Below are 19,807 nucleotides of genomic sequence, written 5' to 3' on the forward strand. Positions count from 1 at the left end.
CGAGGTAACAAAGCGATGATACGTACCATGCTGCAAGGCAAGCTGCACCGGGTCAAAGTGACTCAGGCTGACTTGCATTATGAAGGCTCTTGCGCCATCGATCAGGATTTTATGGATGCCGCCGGCATTCTGGAATACGAAGCGATTGATATCTACAACGTTGATAACGGTCAGCGTTTCTCTACCTACGCCATTGCGGGCGAAAGAGGTTCACGCATTATCTCCGTAAACGGCGCCGCCGCGCGCCTTGCCTGCGTGGGCGACAAACTGATTATCTGCTCCTACGTGCAGATGTCCGACGAACAGGCCAGAAGCCACAGCCCGAAGGTTGCCTATTTCTCTGGCGATAATGAGCTACAGCGTCAGGCCAAAGCGATTCCGGTTCAGGTTGCCTGATCGCTTTAGATAAGCAAAAGGCGGTGTTACCACCGCCTTTTCATTTACAGAATTGACACACTATGTCCGTAACCCGCGACCGCGTTCAATCAGCCACCAGACCAGCAGATAAAACACCACGATAAAGGCAATCAGCACCGACATTGTGAACAGCAGCGGTACATCCTGAATCCCGAGGAAGCCATAGCGGAAGCCGCTAATCATGTACACAACTGGGTTCAGCTTGGAGACGGCCTGCCAGAACGGCGGCAACAGCGTCAACGAGTAAAACACCCCGCCCAGATAGGTCAGCGGCGTTAACACAAACGTCGGAATCAGGCTGATATCATCAAAAGTTTTTGCAAACACCGCATTCAATAAGCCTGCCAGCGAGAACAGTGTCGCCGTCAGCAAGAGCGTCAGAACAATGATCCACCAGGCATGAACATGCAGCGGGACGAAGAACAGCGATACGGCAGTCACCAGTACCCCGACGCACAGGCCACGTGCAATCCCCCCACCAACATAGCCCGCAATGATCACGTGAGTCGGCACTGGCGCGACCAGCAGTTCTTCAATATTGCGTTGAAACTTGGCGCTGAAAAAAGAAGAAGCAACGTTGGCATAGGCGTTGGTAATGACCGCCATCATGATCAGGCCCGGCACGATAAATTGCATGTAGGTGAAACCGTGCATGTCACCAATACGCGAGCCGATCAGGTTGCCAAAAATAATGAAATACAGCGTCATGGTGATCACTGGCGGCACCAGCGTCTGAATCCAGATACGCCCAAATCGAGTGACTTCTTTCACCCAAATACTCTGTAGCGCTACCCAATACAAATGCATCATGCCTTTTCTCCCTTACTGTTCGCCCCGTCCCCATTAACCAAGGTGACAAACAGCTCTTCCAACCGGTTCGCTTTATTACGCATACTTAGAATCGTTATCCCCTGCGCGCTTAGCTGGCTGAATAACGCATTCAGACCTTGCTCACGCATCACATCCACTTCCAGTGTTGACGTATCCACCAAGCGGAACACATAGCCTTCCAGCTGTGGCAGCGGGCTTTTCGCCGCCAGATCGAAAATAAACGTTTCGGACTTCAACTGAGCAAGTAACTGCTTCATCGAGGTGTTCTCCACCAGCTCTCCCCGCTGGATGATCCCGATGTTGCGGCACAGCATTTCCGCTTCTTCAAGATAGTGCGTCGTCAGGATAATCGTGGTGCCCTGCGCGTTCAGTTCCTTCAAAAAGCCCCACATGGAACGACGTAATTCGATATCCACACCTGCGGTCGGTTCATCAAGAATCAGCAGCTTAGGCTCATGCATTAACGCACGCGCAATCATCAGGCGGCGCTTCATCCCGCCGGACAACATCATCGCTTTTTCGTTGCGTTTTTCCCACAGATCGAGCTGTTTCAGGTATTTTTCGGCACGCTGCAATGCATCCTGACGTTTCACGCCATAATAGCCAGCCTGATTAACCACAATCTGTAATACCGTTTCGAAAGGATTGAAGTTAAATTCCTGCGGGACCAGCCCCAGTTGGCGTTTCGCATTCACTTTGTCCAGCTCAAGGTCATAGCCGAAGACGCGAACTTTACCAGCAGTTTTATTCACCAGCGAGCTGATAATCCCAATCGTGGTCGATTTTCCCGCGCCATTTGGCCCCAGAAGCGCATAGAAATCCCCCGCTTCCACGTTCAGGTCGATCCCCCGTAGCGCCTGGACGCCTCCCGAATAGGTTTTGGTTAGTTGCGCCAGTTCCAGTGCATATGTCATAAGAAATGGATTGCCTTATTATCAGTGAATTCTACAAATTTGAAGTATGACGGAGATAAACTATCGTTTTTCAAACGACGCATGTTGCCTTATATTACTCCTCACTGCCCCTTGTTTGTTACAGGTCATTTACTTTCATGAAAGAAATTGAAACGCTCATCGCCAATAACCAGCTTTGGTCTAAAACGATGGTGGAAGAGGATCCTGGCTATTTTGAACGTCTGGCGCAGGCACAACGTCCCCGTTTTCTATGGATTGGATGCTCGGACAGTCGCGTACCTGCGGAAAGTCTGACCAGCCTTGAGCCTGGTGAACTGTTTGTTCACCGCAACGTCGCCAATCTGGTTATTCACACCGACCTCAATTGCCTGTCTGTCGTGCAATATGCCGTCGAAGTTCTCGAAGTCGAACATATCATTATCTGCGGTCACTACGGCTGCGGTGGTGTTCAGGCTGCGGTGGAAAACCCGGAACTGGGTTTGATTAACAACTGGCTGCTGCATATCCGTGATTTGTGGTACAAGCATAGTTCGCTGCTGGGGGAATTACCTCCCGAACAGCGGCTGAATACGCTCTGTGAAATCAACGTTGTCGAGCAGGTTTATAACCTCGGCCACTCCACCATCATGCAGTCCGCCTGGAAGCGTGGTCAGAAAGTCACGATCCACGGTTGGGTTTACGGTATTCAGGATGGCCGTCTGCGCGATCTGGAAGTGACGGCGACCAACCGGGAGACGCTGGAACAGCGTTATCGCCGCGCGATTTCCTCCCTGCCTTGATACGCTGTCTGACGCCCACTCGCTGGGCGTCGCTCACGGCATCGGCCTTATCTGATACGCTATTCCTGTGGAACAACCTTGCCGACGTAAGGTAAGTGGCGATAGTGCTGGGCATAGTCGATGCCGTAACCCACAACGAATTCATCAGGGATCGAGAACCCAACCCACTCAACTTTCACCGCCACTTCACGGCGCTCTGGTTTGTCCAGCAGCGTACAGATAGCCAGCGATTTTGGCTCACGCAGTTGCAGAATTTCCCGCACTCTGCTCAGTGTGTTGCCCGAATCGATAATATCTTCAACGATCAACACGTCTTTGCCGCGAATATCTTCATCCAGATCTTTCAGGATTTTAACATCGCGCGTACTGTTCATACCGCTGCCATAGCTGGATGCCGTCATGAAGTCCACTTCGTGAGGGACATCAATCGCCCGACATAAATCGGCCATAAAGATAAACGATCCACGCAATAGCCCCACCAGCACCATATCGCTGCCGCTATCACGGTAGTGTTCGCTGATCTGTTGCCCCAGTTCGGTAACCCGCGCCATCACTTCCTGCTCAGAAATCATGACTTCCACGGTATGTTTCATCATACTGATAACTCTTTGAAGTAAGGTATTCAGCACCCTCGGTAGAATGACAGACTCATTATCGATGATGCGCCAATGCTGACTTTTGAATCAGTCTGGGCAATGCCCAAGCGCGCGAAGTATATCAGAAACCACACCATGAAGGAGACACCATGAGCACACCACCAGTGGATGTTTGCTACAAAGTGAACGCCCCGCTTTCCAGTCAGCAGTTCATTGAGCTGTTGGCGAAAACGTCATTGGGGCCGCGCCGCCCGCTGGATGATGAGACGGCAATTGCAGGTATGCTTAAGCACGCCAACCTGCTGGTTTCCGCCTGGCAAGGAGAGACGCTGGTTGGGATCGCGCGCAGCGTGACAGATTTTCATTTTTGCTGCTATCTGTCCGATCTGGCGGTATCAGAGGACTGTCAGCACGCAGGAATAGGCAAGAAGCTGATTCAACAAACCGCTCAGCAGCTTGAAAAAGGCTGCAAAATTATTTTGCTGGCCGCGCCGCTGGCGGTAGATTACTACCCGAAATTAGGGTTTGAAAAGCACAATAGCACGTGGATCATGCCTGCGTCAGACCTGCACACAGAGGCATAATCATTTCGTTTCAGAACCGTCAACCGGAGTGCTGGCGGCAGGCAAAGCAGGATACAAGACTGGCGGATCCGTCTTAATGCTTAAACGCACCTGCTGCCCCGGTTCAAACCAGTTGCCAGTCTGCACCAGCAGCATCAGTTCTCCCATCTTCACCCGATACAAGTTTGATGTGCCCATGAATAGCCTGTCTTCGATCGACGCCGGACCATCGGGATCGAGCGCCAACGCCACGTCTGCCGGGCGTACCATCCAGTCGCATTGTGAATCCATCGGCTGATTGAGCGGATGGGTCGCCTGATGATCGCCCAATGGGCTTTGCCATTGATGGTCGCTCATAATTTTCACAGGCAAATAGTTCGTATTCCCCATAAAATCAGCGACAAAGCGGCTATTCGGGCGATGGTACAGCTCGGATGGATAGCCCTGCTGCATAATCTTCCCTTCATCCAGCAGAATCAGATGGTCGGCGCAGGCAAAAGCTTCCTCCCGACTGTGCGTAGCGAAAACCGCCGCCACATGACGCTGTTTGAGAATCTGCCGCAATTCGGTGATCAGGCGATAGCGGGTCTGGCTGTCCAGACCGGGAAACGGCTCATCCAGCAACAGCAGTTTCGGCTCACAGGCCAGCGCGCGGGCTATCGCCAAACGCTGCTGCTGTTCATTGGATAGCTCGTGTGGATAACGTGCGGCAACCTCATCCAGTTGCAAGAGCGTCAGCATCTCCGCACAGATTGGCTTTACCTCGCTGTCTGGGCGGCCATACAACCCAAACGCAATGTTGCCTTCCACGGTGAGATGCGGAAAGAGCGCGTAGTCCTGAAAAATCAGGCCAACCTGGCGCAGCTCGGGCAGGACGTACGCTTGCGGCGAGCTGACGGGTTCACCTTCCAGAACAATCTTGCCTTGAGTAATCGGCAGCAAGCCGGCGATCACCTGTAACAGCGCCGTTTTACCACAGCCGTTTCGCCCCAACAGGCAGATCGTCTCATCATCACGCACGGTAAATGAGATGTTCTCCAGCACGGGAGACTGCTGCAACGTACAACTTACTGCCTGAACGCTCAGAATATCTATCGGCGCGGCCATGTGATTATCCTTTTATATTCAGTGCGCGATTCAGCCAGAAAACAGGGATTAACCCTACCGCTACCAGCACCAGCGCAGGAAAGGCAAATGACGCAATCTGCTCATCCGCCGTAAAGCGGAAAACATACGTTGCCAACGTATCAATCCCGAAAGGGCGCAGCAGTAACGAGATATTCAGCTCTTTCATACTTTCCGTAAAAATCAGCAGTGCCCCGATGAACAGGCTGCGACGCAACAGCGGAATATGTACGCGTGACCAGCGGCTGAGGGGAGAAGCACCCAGTACAAGACTTGCACTGTCCAGCGATCGTGGAATGCCTTCCATGCTGCGCTCAAGGCTGTCCAGCATCAGACGCCCAAATTTAACGCTATAGGCGAGGATGAGAATAAACAACGATCCCGCCAGCAAAGCCTCCGCGGGAGGTAACCCCGCCGCGTTGGCAAATAGATTAATTCCACTGTCCACCAGCGACAGCAAAGTAAACAGTCCGACGGCAAGTACCGCGCCGGGCAAGGCAAAACTCAGGCTGACTAGCCGAACCGGTGTCTGATTGACAAATATCCCAGCCGTGCGCGTGTAAAAGATAAACGACAGCGCCATTAGCGTAATGATGATAGTCGCGATGGCAGAGGCTAACAGGCTATTCATCACTGCATGGAGGAACGCCATATCCCACACTGACATCATGTGTCGGAGTGCCAGAAAGAGTAGATATAGCACCGGGAACAGAAACGACAGACAAACGATGCCCCAGCAGTAACTGCGAACCACTTTGCTGCGCCACCCGCTCAACACAGGCGGAACCACCTGAGAAGGATTGGCTTGAGCTTGATAAATTCTCTGCTTGCGACGCCAGACATTAACCAGAAACATCAAGAGGAAGATCGCGGGCAAAATCAACACGCCAACGCGTGCCGCCGCGCCGAGATCGCCCTGCTTCTGCCAGATATCCAGCACCTGTGTTGTCATCGTTGGGGTATCAAGATAAGACGCCGCGCCATAATCGCCCAGCGTTTCAACCACCACTAGCGCGCCACCGCAGGCAATCGCAGGCAGTGCAATAGGCAAACATAAGCGGCGTAAAACCTGGGTACGTGTTTGATTCAGTAATCGAGCCGAATGAATCAAGCTGGCAGGCTGTTTCGCCAGCGCTTCACGCACCAGCAGGTAAATATAGGGATAAAGCACCAGCGCCAACACCAGACTGATGCAGCCCAGCGAAACGGGTAGCCCAGCGATGTGGGATTTCCCCCACGACGAGGCTATCTGCAGCCCGCCTTCCTGCAACAACCGGGATAGGTGCCGTAGCACATCGGTATAAAGGTAGGCGAGTAGAAACGCGGGCATCGCGAGCGGCAGGCAAAGCGCCCATTGCAGTACGCGATGACTGGGAAAACGGTACATGGCGATAAACCAGGCGGAAGGCAACCCAAACAGTAAACTGAAGAAAAGCGTGCCAATCACGATGACCACTGAATGTATCAGATAGGTGGGTAACCCGATTTGCCACAGTTGGCTAAATCCCATCCCATCGGCAAAAAAAGCCTGATAAAAAACCGTTGCTAAAGGAAGCAGCAACAGTCCCGCCAACAACCAACTACTGACGCGCCAAACACCGGAGATCATAGAATAAAAACTGTATTAGATGAGATCGCTGTTATTAATAACAGAGGCTGACGGTGGCGTCATCGTATCAAACAGCGATAAATGGGCTTTAATCCTGCGATTAACCTGAGGCGATTGCCATCACCGACTGCCACTAAAATAAAATTCAACCATTTCAATAGATTGCAATTATGCGTTTTCCGCCTTTTCACCATTCATTTTTTATCGCAATCCCCTAAATAATTCGAGTTGCAGGCAGGCGGCGACACAGCGACAAATTCGTCAGGAACGAATTTGACCAGCCAGTGGCTGGCCTCTGGTGAGAGACAGGATGTCTCTCATTCATCCCCAGGAACTTACATAAGTAAGTGACTGGGGTGAGCGAGGACAAATCGGCTTAGCCGATTTGAGCGCCGCTTGCGGCGACCCTTCAGGGCGAGGCTCAGAGATGAGCCGAGTATTGCCAACGCACATGCAGCTTGAAGAATGACGGGGATATCAGATGTTTCCCGTAAGAAAACTTGGAACCTCATGGGATATCTGTGATAACGTCATCTGACAACATTTGGAACAGGTTCAACCATGAAAAACTCTGCGCTGGCTCTGCTCCTGCTAAGCCTGATGAGCTTCTCTTCCGCCAGCAAGGCGCTGAATGAATTTGAAGCGGAAGATCTGGCCGATCTGACCGCGATCTTTGTTTATCTGAAAAACCACTGTGGCTATCAAGACCTGCCGAATGAACAGATTCGTCGAACGCTGGTCGCTTTTGCTCAGCAAAACCGCTGGGATCTCAGCAATTACAGCGCGTACGACATGACGGCGATGGGTGAAGACAGCTATCGCGATCTGAGTAACATCGCTATCCCGACACCGAAGAAATGTCAGTCTCTGGCACGTAATTCACTGGGTCTGCTCTCCTACGCACAGTAGCTCCCCCTCCTCCTCCGCGCTGACTGAAATTTGACCGTGCAAGCGGCAAAAGAGTCAGCTATGATGGCGCGCCAATTTTCATGGCTGTTATCGCGGAGGAAGCCCTAACATGTCCCAGAAAGAAATTTGGTATGAAACCCTGCATGCCAACTTCGGCCAGTATTTTTCGGTTGATCGCGTGCTGTATCACGAAAAGACCGATCATCAAGATCTCATCATCTTTGAAAACGACGCATTAGGTCGCGTGATGGCGCTTGACGGCGTGGTGCAAACCACCGAGCGCGATGAATTCATCTATCACGAAATGCTCACCCACGTTCCCCTTCTGTCACACGGCAGCGCCAAACGCGTACTGATTATCGGTGGCGGCGATGGCGGTATGCTACGGGAAGTCAGCCGGCACCGCGGCGTCGAACATATCACGATGGTAGAAATCGATGCCGGCGTGGTGGAATTTTGTCGCCAATATCTGCCCAATCACAGTGCTGGTAGCTATGACGACCCGCGTTTTAATCTGGTGATTGATGACGGCGTTAACTTCGTCAGACAGTGCAACGAAAAATTTGACGTCATTATTTCCGATTGCACCGACCCCATCGGCCCCGGTGAAAGCCTGTTCACCTCCGATTTCTATCAGGGCTGCGCCCGCTGCCTGAACGAAGGCGGGATTTTCGTCGCGCAGAATGGGGTGTGCTTCCTGCAACAGGATGAAGCCGTCGGCAGTCATAAAAAACTCAGCCACTATTTCAAAGATGTCAGCTTTTATCAGGCAGCGATCCCGACTTATTACGGCGGCATTATGACGTTTGCCTGGGCCAGCAATAACCCTGCGCTGCGCCAGATAGAGGCCACCACGCTGCGCAAGCGTTTTGCGCAATCCGCTATCGCTTGTCGCTATTACACGCCTGATGTTCACATCGGCAGCTTTGCCCTGCCACAGTATCTGTTGAGCGCGTTACAAAATGCCCAATAATCCATTACTTAGGGAATCACACAGCCATAAGGGGGTGACGTAAATTGCACAAGCTGAAGCTACACGGCTTTAACAACCTAACGAAAAGCCTGAGTTTTTGTATCTACGATATCTGTTACACCAAAACGGCCGACGATCGCGATGCTTATATCGCCTATATCGACGAACAATATAACGCTAACCGTTTAACAGAAATCCTCACTGAAACCTGCTCAATTATTGGTGCCAACGTCCTTAACATCGCCCGTCAGGACTATGACCCACAAGGTGCCAGCGTGACCATTCTGGTCAGCGAAGAACCCATCGATCCACGAGATGTCGATACCTCAGAACATCCAGGGCCGTTGCCTAACTCCGTCGTTGCCCATCTGGATAAAAGCCATATCTGTGTCCATACCTATCCGGAAAGCCACCCGGAAGGCGGACTCTGTACCTTCCGCGCAGATATTGAAGTTTCTACCTGCGGCGTGATTTCACCGCTGAAAGCGCTGAACTACCTCATCCACCAGCTTGAATCCGATATTGTGACCATCGACTATCGCGTGCGGGGATTTACCCGTGATGTTAATGGCATAAAGCATTTCATCGATCACCAGATCAATTCGGTTCAGAACTTCATGTCCGAGGACATGAAAGCGCTCTATCACATGATGGACGTGAACGTGTATCAGGAAAATATCTTCCATACCAAAATGTTATTGAAAGACTTCGACCTGAAACACTACCTGTTCAACGTCAGTCCAGAAGAGCTCAGCGCTGCTGAACGGAAAAGAATCACCGATCTGCTGTATCACGAAATGCAGGAAATCTATTACGGCAGAAACCTGCCCGTTCTGTAATCGATACATCTCACCTCACAGGGCTGTCTCTTAGTCACATTTGTATGCCAACTAAGAGACGGTTTCGTGCGCGATGATGTCATCATTTTCATGCTACCACGTAGCACGCGCCCGACGCAGGGTTGCTCAATCGCCGCCCCCCTGCGAACCCTGGCTTCCGGCTAAATTATGCCGCTACGCGGAGCCATCGGTGTTCATGACCACCGCTGCATAATTTTTACGCCAGATAAGGACAAAACCCATGATGACTCCCTGTATTTATGTATAAGGTACAGCGCCTGAGGAAGATTGAGGTGTAGTGAGTTCATATGTCTTTCATTTCTTCGCACACTATTTCGTCAAAAATGCTGCGCGTCACATTTATTTCTTTCTGCATTTTTTGCTTGCATTCTCTCCCAGCCTTGCTGCATCTGGGTTCGCGTCAATAGGTATAAGGTCAACTAAAAATCATATATCTTGTGTGGTTGAAATTCAAAACACCCACATCTAGTATTCTTTGTGTAGCGCTCGCGTAACGGGTCGCTGCCCAGTGGATCGGTTCGGGTGAACACGCCCTGAAGATAGCCGCTCCGATAGACTTTTTTCACGCTAAAGGGTAAATACGAATCATGCGTATTACTATTTTCACTAAGCCAGATTGTGTTCAATGCAACGCCACATGCCGTGCGCTGGACAAGCAAGGAATTCACTATCAACTGGTCGACTTAACTGAAGATGAACAGGCGTTGCAGCAGGTAAGAGCGTTGGGCTATCAACAGGTACCCGTCGTGATGACGGCCGACGATCATTGGAGCGGCTTCCGCCCGGATAAGATCAGTACTCTGAACGCAGCCCTGCAATTGCAGTAAGGGGGCAATATGAACCCGCTGGTCTATTTCTCCAGCCAGTCGGAAAACACGCATCGCTTCATTTCCAGGGTTGGCTTGCCAGCCCTGAGAATCCCGATAGCGACAGAACAGCCTGCATTGAAAGTTGATCGCCCCTATATTCTGGTTGTCCCCAGCTACGGCGGAGGCAGCACGAAAGGGGCGGTGCCGCGTCAGGTCATCATCTTTCTCAACGATCCTCATAATCGCGCTTATCTGCGCGGCGTGATTGCCGCAGGCAATACCAATTTCGGTGCAGCGTACTGTATCGCTGGCGACATCATTGCGCAGAAATGTCAGGTGCCTTACCTGTACCGCTTTGAATTGCTCGGCACGGCAGAAGACGTTGCAAACGTGCGTAAGGGAGTCACTGAATTTTGGCAACAACAGACCACGTGAGTGCAAAGGCAACCAAGGCCGATGCAGATGCTCACTCACTCGATTACCATACACTCGACTACCATGCGCTGAACGCGATGCTCAACCTCTACGACACAGAGGGGAATATCCAGTTCGAGATGGATAAGCTCGCGGCGCGCCGTTATTTCCTACAGCATGTAAACCAGAACACCGTGTTTTTCCACAATCTGGAAGAAAAGCTGCGTTATCTGGTGGAAGAAGGCTACTACGAAGCGGAAGTGCTGGATCAATATCAGTTCGATTTCATCAAGAGTCTTTTCCAGCAGGCCTACGCTCACAAGTTCCGCTTTCAAACCTTTCTGGGTGCGTTCAAATACTACACCGGCTATACGCTGAAAACCTTTGACGGCAAGCGCTATCTGGAGCGCTACGAAGATCGCGTCTGCCTTGTGGCGTTGACTCTCGCTAAAGGGGACACGGCACTCGCTAGCGCGCTGGTCGATGAAATCATCAGCGGACGCTTCCAGCCCGCCACCCCCACGTTCCTCAACTGCGGTAAAAAGCAGCGCGGCGAACTGGTTTCCTGCTTCCTGCTGCGCATTGAAGACAATATGGAGTCGATTGGCCGAGCAATTAACTCCGCGCTTCAGCTCTCAAAACGCGGCGGCGGCGTGGCCTTCATGCTCAGCAACATCCGCGAAACCGGTGCGCCGATCAAACGTATTGAAAACCAGTCGTCCGGCATTATCCCTATCATGAAAATGCTGGAAGATGCGTTTTCCTACGCCAACCAGCTTGGAGCGCGTCAAGGTGCGGGGGCGGTATACCTCAATGCACACCACCCCGATATTCTGCGTTTTCTAGATACCAAGCGGGAAAATGCCGATGAGAAAATCCGCATCAAGACGCTGTCTTTAGGTGTGGTCATTCCCGATATCACGTTCCAGTTGGCGAAGAATAATCAGGTGATGTACCTGTTCTCGCCCTATGATGTCGAGCAGGTTTATGGCGTGCCGCTGTCAGAAATTAGCGTCACCGAAAAATACCATGAGATGGTCAACGACAAGCGCATCCGTAAATCCCAAATTAAGGCGCGCGAATTTTTCCAGATCCTCGCCGAAATCCAGTTCGAGTCCGGTTATCCCTACATGATGTTTGAGGATACGGTGAATCGCGCGAACCCGATTCACGGCCGTATCAATATGAGTAACCTGTGCTCTGAGATTTTGCAGGTCAACGAGGCCAGCCTGTACGACGACGATCTTGGCTACAGCCACATTGGCAAGGATATCTCCTGTAACCTCGGCTCAATGAATATTGCCAACGCGATGGCCTCGCCCGATTTCGGCCAGACGGTTGAAATGGCAATCCGCGCGCTGACTGCCGTTTCCGATATGAGCCACATCAGCTCTGTGCCGTCCATCGAAAAAGGCAACGACCAATCGCACGCCATTGGTTTAGGTCAGATGAACCTGCATGGCTATCTGGCGAAAGAACGGATTTTTTACGGCACAGAAGAAGCCGTCGATTTCACTAACATTTATTTCTATACCGTCGCTTTCCACGCAATTCGGGCATCGAATGCGTTAGCGATAGAGCGGAACCAGCGCTTCTCAGGCTTTGAACTCTCAAAATATGCTACGGGTGAGTATTTTGATAAGTACATCGAGCAAATCTGGGAACCCACAACAACACGCGCACGTGAACTGTTTGAACAGGCAGGCATCCACATTCCCACTCAGCAGGACTGGACGGCACTGCGCGAATCCGTGATGGCGCACGGTATTTACAACCAGAACCTGCAGGCGGTTCCGCCGACCGGTTCGATTTCGTATATCAACCACTCGACGTCTAGCATCCACCCGATTGTGTCACGTATCGAAATTCGTAAAGAGGGCAAGATTGGTCGCGTCTACTACCCTGCCCCTTACATGAACAATGACAATCTCGAGTATTACCAGGATGCCTATGAAATCGGGCCGCAGAAGATTATCGACACCTATGCCGCCGCGACGCAGCACGTCGATCAGGGGCTTTCGCTGACGCTGTTCTTCCGCGATACCGCCACCACGCGCGACATCAATAAAGCGCAGATCTACGCCTGGACCAAGGGCATTAAGACTATTTATTACATTCGCATACGGCAGATGGCGCTGGAAGGCACCGAAGTTCAGGGCTGTGTGTCCTGTGCGCTCTAAGCCATCGCGGAAGGAAATCGAAGCATGACCGCACTCACTCGCGTCCAGGCGATTAACTGGAACAAAATTGAAGACGACAAAGATTTGGAAGTCTGGAACCGGCTGACGTCTAACTTCTGGCTGCCGGAAAAGGTGCCACTTTCTAACGATATTCCGTCGTGGAGTACGCTGAATGCCCGCGAGCGTCAGTTGACGATCCGTGTCTTCACTGGACTAACGCTGTTAGATACCATCCAAAATACGCTAGGCGCACCAACACTCATGCCCGATGCTGTGACGCCACATGAAGAAGCCGTGCTGTCTAACATCAGCTTTATGGAAGCGGTGCATGCTCGTTCGTACAGCTCTATTTTCTCGACGCTGTGTCTAACCAGCGAAGTCGATGATGCGTATCGCTGGAGCGAAGAGAATACCGCGCTACAGAAAAAGTCCGACATTATTCTGTCGCACTATCGCAGTGACGATCCGCTGATGAAGAAAGTCGCCAGCGTGTTTCTGGAGTCGTTCCTGTTCTACTCGGGGTTCTACCTGCCTATGTACTGGTCAAGCCGTGCCAAGCTGACCAACACGGCGGATTTGATCCGGCTTATCATCCGCGACGAAGCGGTACACGGCTACTATATTGGCTACAAATTCCAGCGCGGCTTAGCGAAGGTCGATTCCGCTCGTCAGCAGCAGGTGAAAAATTTCGCCTACGATCTGCTACAGGATTTGTATGACAATGAGGTGTTATATACGCAGGAACTCTATGACGGCGTCGGCTGGACGGAGGATGTGAAGAAATTCCTCCACTACAACGCGAACAAAGCGCTGATGAATCTGGGTTATGAAGCGCTGTTCCCCGCCAGCATGACGGATGTGAATCCCGCAATTCTCTCGGCGCTATCGCCAAACGCGGATGAGAACCACGACTTCTTCTCTGGCTCGGGTTCATCTTATGTAATCGGTAAAGCCGTCAACACCGAAGACGAAGACTGGGACTTCTAAAAAAATGGCCGCTGCTTTTCGGGTGGCCACATTTTTCTCCAAAACGCTTCTCTACAGTCTTTTTTCGATAAACCCAGAAATGAAAAAACCCTGAACCATTTCTGATTCAGGGCCTTCATATAAGTGGCGGAACGGACGGGGCTCGAACCCGCGACCCCCTGCGTGACAGGCAGGTATTCTAACCAACTGAACTACCGCTCCACTCGTGCTCACTGAGCGGGATGAATACTAAGATGACGGCACTATTACGTCAATGCTTTTTATAACTAACCGTTTCTGTTTGCTTATAATTTCATCTTGCTGGCTATTCTCTCACCCGCAGTGCGATCAGCCGATTCTTTTTACTGCGCAAAAGGCGAATATCACGGCGATGCTATTCTGCCCGCCAAAGGCAACTCCCGCCTTTTTTAGCAATCAGATCCAGACGTTGTTCATGCGCTAATAGCTCTGACTCATCAGCGTAAAGTACCTTTAACGCCGATTGAGGGCGGACGATTCTCTGGATCGTTTCGGTATTCTCATTCTTCTGCTGCGTTTCACCTTCCATCGAAAAAGTCAGTGACGTCTGACCACCGGTCATCGCCAGATAAACTTCTGCCAGAATCTCGGCATCGAGCAATGCGCCGTGCAGCGTACGCTTGCTGTTATCTATCTGGTAGCGATCGCAGAGCGCATCCAAACTGTTACGCTTACCGGGGAAGATCTTCCGCGCCATTAACAGGCTATCGGTAATCTTACAGAACGTCTCCGTTTTAGGAAGATCTCGGTTCAGCAGCCGAAATTCGTAATCCATAAAGCCGATATCAAACGTTGCGTTATGGATGACCAGCTCTGCGCCACGGATAAAATCGAGAAAATCATCCACGATATCCGCATACGTCGGCTTGTCAGCCAGAAACTCATCGCTAATACCGTGTACGTTATACGCTTCGGGATCCACTAAACGATCGGGTTTGATATAGACGTGAAAATGACGGCCCGTCAGGCGGCGGTTAATCACTTCAACTGCACCGATCTCGATAATTTTATGCCCTTCATAGTGAACCCCCAGCATATTCATACCGGTGGTTTCTGTATCCAGGACGATTTGTCGCGTAATTTCAGTGCTCATCGTTTTCGTTTATGTCAGACTTGCCGTTTTTATCATAAGGGAGAGTCTACCAGAGATGCGCAAACAGGTAGAAATTTTCACCGACGGATCTTGCCTCGGTAATCCCGGCCCCGGCGGCTATGGCGCCCTGCTGCGCTACAAGCAGCACGAAAAAGCATTGAGTGCTGGTTATCGTCTTACGACGAATAACAGAATGGAGCTAATGGCCGCAATTGCAGCGCTTGAAACACTGACCACCGACTGTGAGGTCGTACTCAGCACAGACAGTCAATATGTTCGTCAGGGAATCACCAGTTGGATTCATAACTGGAAAAAGCGGGGTTGGAAAACCGCCGATAAAAAACCGGTCAAGAACGTCGATCTCTGGCAAAGACTGGATACCGCGATTCAACGCCATTCCGTGCGCTGGGAATGGGTAAAAGGGCACGCTGGGCATCCAGAAAACGAGCGCTGTGATGAACTTGCTCGCGCCGCCGCCAGTGCACCAACGCTTGATGACACCGGTTATCAGGCTGAGTAAATCACCGTAGGCGTCCGCCTTATCTTCGATATATCTTTGTTGCGCCCACCGTGCGGCGCACTGATGCTTTGCGCAATCTCGCCCTCATCGGCGTAAACGTCAGCGGAATTGTGCGCTTCCGGGCAATAATCAGCGTCAGACACCCCAACATCGGAATATGTTTATTCAACTTCCCTTTGTTTCTTCGCCATGGCGTAACGTGAAAATGGGTCTGTTCGATAACCTCATAGTTCAATAGCCCCAGCCAGTCCGTAATACGCATTTGAGTAAACATGCGGCTGCAATAAGGATGTTTTTTATTGAGTCTGGGGATCAGTTTACCCAAGCCAACCAGACTGATCGGATTAAACGTGCTCAGGATTAACCAACCATCATCGATCAAGACACGATCAACCTCCCGCAGAATACGATGCGGGTCCGATGAATATGACAGCGTTTGAGCAAGCAGGCAGGCGTCGATCGACTTTTCAGAGAACGGTAATTGATGAGCATCTGCGATGACATGAAGATTATCGCCGTGTGGAGCAACATTAACCTGATGCGCAATCGCACACTCTGTTACATGGATTTCCGCGCTTAGCGCCCCTACCTTGATAAGATGAAAACCAAAGAGTTTTGGCCACCATGGCAACAAAGCCAGTTCAATCGACTCGCGATAAAATTGCCCACAGGTGATATCATCCCATGAATCAGGTGCAACAATGGTCTGAGGGGTTCGTGCCAATTTCATCTTCTGTTCTCGTCCTCAGGCTGCTAGAAAAAAGAGGTGATGAATGAATCTTATCAGTATCCCCGCACTTCAGGACAACTACATTTGGCTATTGAGCAATAAAGAAAATCGCTGTGTGATCGTCGATCCTGGTGAGGCGCCCCCGGTGCTTAATGCGCTCGATCAGCATTCACTTTTCCCCGAAGCAATCTTGCTCACCCACCATCATAACGACCATGTAGGAGGCGTCAGCGTGCTCCTCAAGCATTACCCTAATCTGCCTGTTTTTGGCCCAAAAGAAACCGCTAAATGCGGCGCGACCTACCTGGTGGAAGAAGGAAATGCCGTCTCTTTGTTAAATTCGGAATTTTCTGTAATTGAGGTTCCAGGGCACACATCTGGTCATATTGCTTACTACAGTGCGCCATTTTTGTTCTGTGGCGACACCCTATTTTCAGCGGGATGCGGTCGTATTTTTGAAGGCAGCCCGAGACAAATGCATGAATCTATTCAAAAAATAGCAAAACTTCCTGATGATACGATAGTGTGCTGCGCTCATGAATACACGCTATCAAACTTAAGATTTTCTAATGCGATATTGCCAGAAGATCCCATTATTGAAGCTTATCTCCATGAAATCAGTCAGATACGAGAAAAATCGCAGTCTAGTTTACCAACGACATTAGGGCTGGAGAGAAAAATCAACCTATTCCTCCGCTGTCATGAAATTGATTTAAAAAGGAAATTATCAAAGGAACCTGAAAATATAGAGAATTGGCAAGTTTTTGAGATGCTACGTAGCAAGAAAGACTGCTTCTGAAGGTTTAGGTTGTGCTATTCCTCTAATCAAAGTATCCTTGCTCGTCTTTTAAGCAACTATTGACCAACATATGAAGGCTAAAGCGATACTTATCGCCTCAGTCTTGCTGGCGGGTTGTCAGGTCTCACCACATGACACCTCTCAACCCAAGCAGCATGCACAGAGTTTGTCTTCGGCAAGTCAAAGTGAAGCAGGAAAGTACACAGATGGTCGAGAGGCCTCCGCGCGATGGCTAGATGACGATAGCCTCGCGCAACGAAATCTGTGGAACTTCATTGGCGACGAGCTGAAGATGGAGGTTCCGGAAAACGCCCGGATCCGCGAGCAAAAAATGCGTTATTTGAACAATAAGAGCTATCTCCACGATGTAACATTACGGGCAGAGCCGTACATGTACTGGATAGTCGAGCAGATTAAGCAACGTAAAATGCCGATGGAACTGGTACTGCTACCCATAGTGGAGAGCGCTTTTGATCCAAGTGCCACATCATCCGCCAATGCCGCTGGGCTATGGCAGATTATCCCTGGCACAGGACGCAATTATGGTTTGAAACAAAACCAGTGGTACGACGGACGTCGCGACGTGATTGCGTCTACGACGGCTGCGCTGGATATGATGCAACGACTCAACACGATGTTTGATGGCGACTGGTTATTGACCGTTGCCGCATACAACAGTGGTGAAGGCCGGGTTATGCAGGCGATGAAAGCGAATAAAGCAAAAGGAAAATCAACCAGCTTCTGGGCGCTGGCGTTACCACGGGAAACGTCAATCTATGTTCCTAAGATGCTGGCTTTGAGCGATATTCTTAAAAACAGCAAGAAGTATGGCGTGAGTCTGCCGCAACCCAATGAAAGCCGCGCATTAGCAAAGGTTGAGCTGGGTCAGCAGATAGAGTTGACGCAAGCTGCTGAGATGGCTGGTTTGTCGTTGAATAAGCTGAAGAGCTATAACTCGGGCTATAAACGTAATGTTACCGCGCCAAATGGCCCACATTACATTATGGTTCCTAAAGCTCACGTTGAGCAGTTGAAAGATTCACTGGCTGATGGTGACATCGCAGCGGTTCAACCAACACGCTTAGCGCAAACGCAGCCAACGCCAGCATCACAGCAGTATAAGGTACGCTCAGGTGATACCTTATCAGCCATTGCGGCACGGCTTAATGTCAGCGCGAAAGATTTGCAGAGCTGGAACAATCTGCGTAGCGCTGGTGCGCTCAAGGTTGGCCAGACGTTGCAAGTAGCCAAAGCGTCAGGCAATAGCAGTTCTATCACCTACCAGGTTAGGAAGGGTGATTCACTGGCAAGTATTGCTAAACGGCATGGCGTAAATATCGCTGATGTGATGCGTTGGAATACGGTTATCAACAAGAATGCCAACATCCAGCCAGGCGATCGTCTGACGCTTTATGTTAGCAGCAACATAAAACCTGATTCTTAACGTCATATCAGAATCAGTGACGATAAGCAGCCCTCTACATCTGTAGATGGGCTGTTTTTTTATAGCGATTAACTCAGGCTAAATTCAACGAGCAGTGGGTTATGATCTGAGGCCTGAGTCACCAATACAGAAGACTGGTTAACGGTCAGCTCACGGTAAAAGACGAAATCGAGCGGGCGACCAAACGCCTTTCGCCGTTGGTCATCAACGAAATGTACCTCCTGCAACCCCATACTTATCGCAAACCGATTAAGTGCGTTAATACGCTGCTGACTCCACGCATTAAAATCTCCGGCCATAATAGCTGGCCCCTGATGATGTACGAGTTGTTCCCCAATCGCAGCCAACTGCTTGGTATAAACCTCAACACCAAAACTAAAGTTAACCGCATGGATATTGATAACCATCAGCCTCTGGCCATTCTGAAGCGCGTAGACCGTCACCAAAGAGGACTTAGCCAAACGCAACAGGGGTTCCCTTTCACGTAAAGGACAGCAATATACTGGCTGAGCTGCTGATAGCGTCATCACACCAGATGGATGCTGCGGGAGAATAATGGCAGGAACCTGATCGGCAGAAAGGTAGTTAGTGGTTGCGAAACGGATGAGTTCTGGCGTGCTTTGCGCTTCCTGCAACAGAACTAGCTGGGTACCTTTACCGAAATTCTGCAACACGGAAAGCCAGTTCACTCGTTGTTGCTTAAAAATATTCCACACCATGACGCGTAACACATCACCCTCCAGCAACAATGAGCCTGTCGGTAGCACTTGTCCCGGATAATGCATTTCCCCAGGAGGAAAGATACGTTCAGCCGGTTGGCCGGCAACATACCTCATTGCATAGGTTCTTTTCCGCACGCCTAATCCACTATCGGTTTTAATACTCTAAATACCCTATCAAAAAAGAGTACTCTTCTGTTATAGAATTTTATCGCAGACTTACAATGTACGCTCGGCGATAGGGTAGGAAAAATGAAGTGATCGGCAAAAACAAAAAAGAAGAGAAGGAGAAAGGAACGAACTTATATACAAACTCTAATATTCAGAAACGAAAGAGCCCCAAGGGTTAACTTAGGGCTTTTTTACAATAAGTGGCGGAACGGACGGGGCTCTAACCCGCGACCCCCTGCGTGACAGGCAGGTATTCTAACCAACTGAACTACCGCTCCACCGAATTTCTCTACAACCACCAGATTGCTCCGGCTTACTGCTTAATTTGATGCCTGGCAGTTCCCTAC

At 50.6% G+C, this 19,807-nt stretch carries 21 protein-coding genes and 2 tRNA genes; 13 read left to right on the top strand and 10 right to left on the bottom strand.

The window, feature by feature from the left end; translation table 11 throughout:
• Window positions 1-15: 15 nt before the first annotated feature.
• On the top strand, window positions 16-396 hold the full coding sequence (gene panD / locus H0248_RS17755) for an aspartate 1-decarboxylase (protein WP_014916285.1): 381 nt from the start codon (window positions 16-18) through the stop codon (window positions 394-396).
• A 60-nt stretch (window positions 397-456) separates the two neighbouring features.
• Here the strand turns inward: panD and H0248_RS17760 are convergent, their stop codons facing one another.
• Window positions 457-1,227, bottom strand: a complete 771-nt coding sequence (locus tag H0248_RS17760; RefSeq protein WP_014916286.1) for an ABC transporter permease — start codon at window positions 1,225-1,227, stop codon at window positions 457-459.
• Window positions 1,224-2,162, bottom strand: coding sequence for an ABC transporter ATP-binding protein (locus H0248_RS17765; RefSeq protein ID WP_180786921.1), 939 nt, complete (start codon window positions 2,160-2,162; stop codon window positions 1,224-1,226). Before H0248_RS17765 ends, H0248_RS17760 begins: the two co-directional genes overlap by 4 nt.
• 137 nt (window positions 2,163-2,299) lie before the next feature.
• On the opposite strand from H0248_RS17765, the gene can reads away from it, so the two are divergent.
• Window positions 2,300-2,941, top strand: coding sequence for a carbonate dehydratase (gene can, locus H0248_RS17770; RefSeq protein ID WP_010280785.1), 642 nt, complete (start codon window positions 2,300-2,302; stop codon window positions 2,939-2,941).
• 59 nt (window positions 2,942-3,000) lie between these two features.
• Here can and hpt read toward each other — a convergent pair whose 3' ends face one another.
• Window positions 3,001-3,534 carry a hypoxanthine phosphoribosyltransferase gene (gene hpt / locus H0248_RS17775; protein ID WP_011094841.1) on the bottom strand — a complete coding sequence of 178 codons (534 nt, stop codon included), beginning with the start codon at window positions 3,532-3,534 and terminating at the stop codon, window positions 3,001-3,003.
• A 152-nt stretch (window positions 3,535-3,686) separates the two neighbouring features.
• On the opposite strand from hpt, the gene H0248_RS17780 reads away from it, so the two are divergent.
• Window positions 3,687-4,121 carry a GNAT family N-acetyltransferase gene (locus H0248_RS17780; RefSeq protein ID WP_180786922.1) on the top strand — a complete coding sequence of 145 codons (435 nt, stop codon included), beginning with the start codon at window positions 3,687-3,689 and terminating at the stop codon, window positions 4,119-4,121.
• Here H0248_RS17780 and H0248_RS17785 read toward each other — a convergent pair whose 3' ends face one another.
• Window positions 4,122-5,207: an ABC transporter ATP-binding protein gene (locus H0248_RS17785; RefSeq protein WP_180786923.1), complete on the bottom strand. Its 1,086-nt coding sequence runs from the start codon at window positions 5,205-5,207 to the stop codon at window positions 4,122-4,124.
• A gap of 4 nt (window positions 5,208-5,211) precedes the next feature.
• Window positions 5,212-6,834 (bottom strand): ABC transporter permease, encoded by a 1,623-nt coding sequence (locus H0248_RS17790; RefSeq protein ID WP_180786924.1) that lies wholly within the window; start codon window positions 6,832-6,834, stop codon window positions 5,212-5,214.
• A gap of 561 nt (window positions 6,835-7,395) precedes the next feature.
• Here H0248_RS17790 and H0248_RS17795 point away from each other — a divergent pair.
• The 7 genes from H0248_RS17795 to nrdF all read left to right on the top strand — a co-directional run bounded on the left by H0248_RS17795 (window position 7,396) and on the right by nrdF (window position 13,966).
• On the top strand, window positions 7,396-7,743 hold the full coding sequence (locus H0248_RS17795; protein WP_180786925.1) for a YacC family pilotin-like protein: 348 nt from the start codon (window positions 7,396-7,398) through the stop codon (window positions 7,741-7,743).
• Between the two features lie 109 nt (window positions 7,744-7,852).
• Window positions 7,853-8,716, top strand: a complete 864-nt coding sequence (gene speE / locus H0248_RS17800; RefSeq protein WP_180786926.1) for a polyamine aminopropyltransferase — start codon at window positions 7,853-7,855, stop codon at window positions 8,714-8,716.
• Window positions 8,717-8,760: 44 nt separating this feature from the next.
• Window positions 8,761-9,555 carry an adenosylmethionine decarboxylase gene (gene speD, locus H0248_RS17805; protein WP_180786927.1) on the top strand — a complete coding sequence of 265 codons (795 nt, stop codon included), beginning with the start codon at window positions 8,761-8,763 and terminating at the stop codon, window positions 9,553-9,555.
• 608 nt (window positions 9,556-10,163) lie between these two features.
• Window positions 10,164-10,403, top strand: a complete 240-nt coding sequence (gene nrdH / locus H0248_RS17810) for a glutaredoxin-like protein NrdH (protein WP_039352306.1) — start codon at window positions 10,164-10,166, stop codon at window positions 10,401-10,403.
• A 9-nt stretch (window positions 10,404-10,412) separates the two neighbouring features.
• Entirely contained in the window at window positions 10,413-10,820 is a 408-nt protein-coding gene (gene nrdI / locus H0248_RS17815; RefSeq protein WP_010280810.1) for a class Ib ribonucleoside-diphosphate reductase assembly flavoprotein NrdI, read from the top strand.
• The gene (nrdE, locus tag H0248_RS17820) at window positions 10,817-12,979 is read left to right on the top strand and encodes a class 1b ribonucleoside-diphosphate reductase subunit alpha (protein WP_180786933.1); all 2,163 of its coding nucleotides are present in this window, start codon (window positions 10,817-10,819) and stop codon (window positions 12,977-12,979) included. The genes nrdI and nrdE overlap by 4 nt, the downstream gene beginning before the upstream one ends.
• Window positions 12,980-13,003: 24 nt before the next feature.
• On the top strand, window positions 13,004-13,966 hold the full coding sequence (nrdF, locus tag H0248_RS17825; RefSeq protein WP_014916297.1) for a class 1b ribonucleoside-diphosphate reductase subunit beta: 963 nt from the start codon (window positions 13,004-13,006) through the stop codon (window positions 13,964-13,966).
• A gap of 124 nt (window positions 13,967-14,090) precedes the next feature.
• On the opposite strand, the gene H0248_RS17830 is transcribed toward nrdF, so the two are convergent.
• Together H0248_RS17830 and dnaQ are read right to left on the bottom strand one after the other, a co-directional pair.
• Window positions 14,091-14,167 (bottom strand) — tRNA-Asp (locus H0248_RS17830).
• A 172-nt stretch (window positions 14,168-14,339) separates the two neighbouring features.
• Window positions 14,340-15,077, bottom strand: a complete 738-nt coding sequence (dnaQ, locus tag H0248_RS17835; RefSeq protein WP_104210413.1) for a DNA polymerase III subunit epsilon — start codon at window positions 15,075-15,077, stop codon at window positions 14,340-14,342.
• On the opposite strand from dnaQ, the gene rnhA reads away from it, so the two are divergent.
• Window positions 15,031-15,597: a ribonuclease HI gene (gene rnhA / locus H0248_RS17840; protein WP_180786928.1), complete on the top strand. Its 567-nt coding sequence runs from the start codon at window positions 15,031-15,033 to the stop codon at window positions 15,595-15,597. The two genes, dnaQ and rnhA, sit on opposite strands and share 47 nt — an antisense overlap.
• A gap of 19 nt (window positions 15,598-15,616) precedes the next feature.
• Here rnhA and H0248_RS17845 read toward each other — a convergent pair whose 3' ends face one another.
• Window positions 15,617-16,327, bottom strand: a complete 711-nt coding sequence (locus H0248_RS17845) for a class I SAM-dependent methyltransferase (RefSeq protein WP_180786929.1) — start codon at window positions 16,325-16,327, stop codon at window positions 15,617-15,619.
• Window positions 16,328-16,370: 43 nt separating this feature from the next.
• On the opposite strand from H0248_RS17845, the gene gloB reads away from it, so the two are divergent.
• Together gloB and mltD are read left to right on the top strand one after the other, a co-directional pair.
• The gene (gene gloB / locus H0248_RS17850) at window positions 16,371-17,126 is read left to right on the top strand and encodes a hydroxyacylglutathione hydrolase (RefSeq protein WP_180786930.1); all 756 of its coding nucleotides are present in this window, start codon (window positions 16,371-16,373) and stop codon (window positions 17,124-17,126) included.
• A gap of 70 nt (window positions 17,127-17,196) precedes the next feature.
• Window positions 17,197-18,570 (top strand): murein transglycosylase D, encoded by a 1,374-nt coding sequence (gene mltD, locus H0248_RS17855; RefSeq protein WP_180786931.1) that lies wholly within the window; start codon window positions 17,197-17,199, stop codon window positions 18,568-18,570.
• Window positions 18,571-18,638: 68 nt separating this feature from the next.
• On the opposite strand, the gene H0248_RS17860 is transcribed toward mltD, so the two are convergent.
• Entirely contained in the window at window positions 18,639-19,427 is a 789-nt protein-coding gene (locus tag H0248_RS17860; RefSeq protein ID WP_180786932.1) for an endonuclease/exonuclease/phosphatase family protein, read from the bottom strand.
• Window positions 19,428-19,661: 234 nt separating this feature from the next.
• Window positions 19,662-19,738, bottom strand: a tRNA-Asp gene (locus H0248_RS17865).
• Window positions 19,739-19,807: the final 69 nt, after the last annotated feature.

The organism is Pectobacterium brasiliense (assembly GCF_013449685.1).
Lineage (GTDB): Bacteria > Pseudomonadota > Gammaproteobacteria > Enterobacterales > Enterobacteriaceae > Pectobacterium > Pectobacterium brasiliense_A.

What these genes read in the sequence shown, in the direction of transcription:
- mltD (WP_180786931.1), top strand. Translation starts at nt 17,197, where the DNA reads ATGAAGGCTAAAGCGATACTTATCGCCTCAGTCTTGCTGGCGGGTTGT.
- panD (WP_014916285.1), top strand. Translation starts at nt 16, where the DNA reads ATGATACGTACCATGCTGCAAGGCAAGCTGCACCGGGTCAAAGTGACT.
- hpt (WP_011094841.1), bottom strand. Translation starts at nt 3,534, where the DNA reads ATGAAACATACCGTGGAAGTCATGATTTCTGAGCAGGAAGTGATGGCG.
- speE (WP_180786926.1), top strand. Translation starts at nt 7,853, where the DNA reads ATGTCCCAGAAAGAAATTTGGTATGAAACCCTGCATGCCAACTTCGGC.
- nrdF (WP_014916297.1), top strand. Translation starts at nt 13,004, where the DNA reads ATGACCGCACTCACTCGCGTCCAGGCGATTAACTGGAACAAAATTGAA.
- H0248_RS17765 (WP_180786921.1), bottom strand. Translation starts at nt 2,162, where the DNA reads ATGACATATGCACTGGAACTGGCGCAACTAACCAAAACCTATTCGGGA.
- nrdH (WP_039352306.1), top strand. Translation starts at nt 10,164, where the DNA reads ATGCGTATTACTATTTTCACTAAGCCAGATTGTGTTCAATGCAACGCC.
- dnaQ (WP_104210413.1), bottom strand. Translation starts at nt 15,077, where the DNA reads ATGAGCACTGAAATTACGCGACAAATCGTCCTGGATACAGAAACCACC.
- nrdI (WP_010280810.1), top strand. Translation starts at nt 10,413, where the DNA reads ATGAACCCGCTGGTCTATTTCTCCAGCCAGTCGGAAAACACGCATCGC.
- gloB (WP_180786930.1), top strand. Translation starts at nt 16,371, where the DNA reads ATGAATCTTATCAGTATCCCCGCACTTCAGGACAACTACATTTGGCTA.
- can (WP_010280785.1), top strand. Translation starts at nt 2,300, where the DNA reads ATGAAAGAAATTGAAACGCTCATCGCCAATAACCAGCTTTGGTCTAAA.
- H0248_RS17785 (WP_180786923.1), bottom strand. Translation starts at nt 5,207, where the DNA reads ATGGCCGCGCCGATAGATATTCTGAGCGTTCAGGCAGTAAGTTGTACG.
- H0248_RS17760 (WP_014916286.1), bottom strand. Translation starts at nt 1,227, where the DNA reads ATGATGCATTTGTATTGGGTAGCGCTACAGAGTATTTGGGTGAAAGAA.
- H0248_RS17845 (WP_180786929.1), bottom strand. Translation starts at nt 16,327, where the DNA reads ATGAAATTGGCACGAACCCCTCAGACCATTGTTGCACCTGATTCATGG.
- H0248_RS17790 (WP_180786924.1), bottom strand. Translation starts at nt 6,834, where the DNA reads ATGATCTCCGGTGTTTGGCGCGTCAGTAGTTGGTTGTTGGCGGGACTG.
- H0248_RS17780 (WP_180786922.1), top strand. Translation starts at nt 3,687, where the DNA reads ATGAGCACACCACCAGTGGATGTTTGCTACAAAGTGAACGCCCCGCTT.
- H0248_RS17795 (WP_180786925.1), top strand. Translation starts at nt 7,396, where the DNA reads ATGAAAAACTCTGCGCTGGCTCTGCTCCTGCTAAGCCTGATGAGCTTC.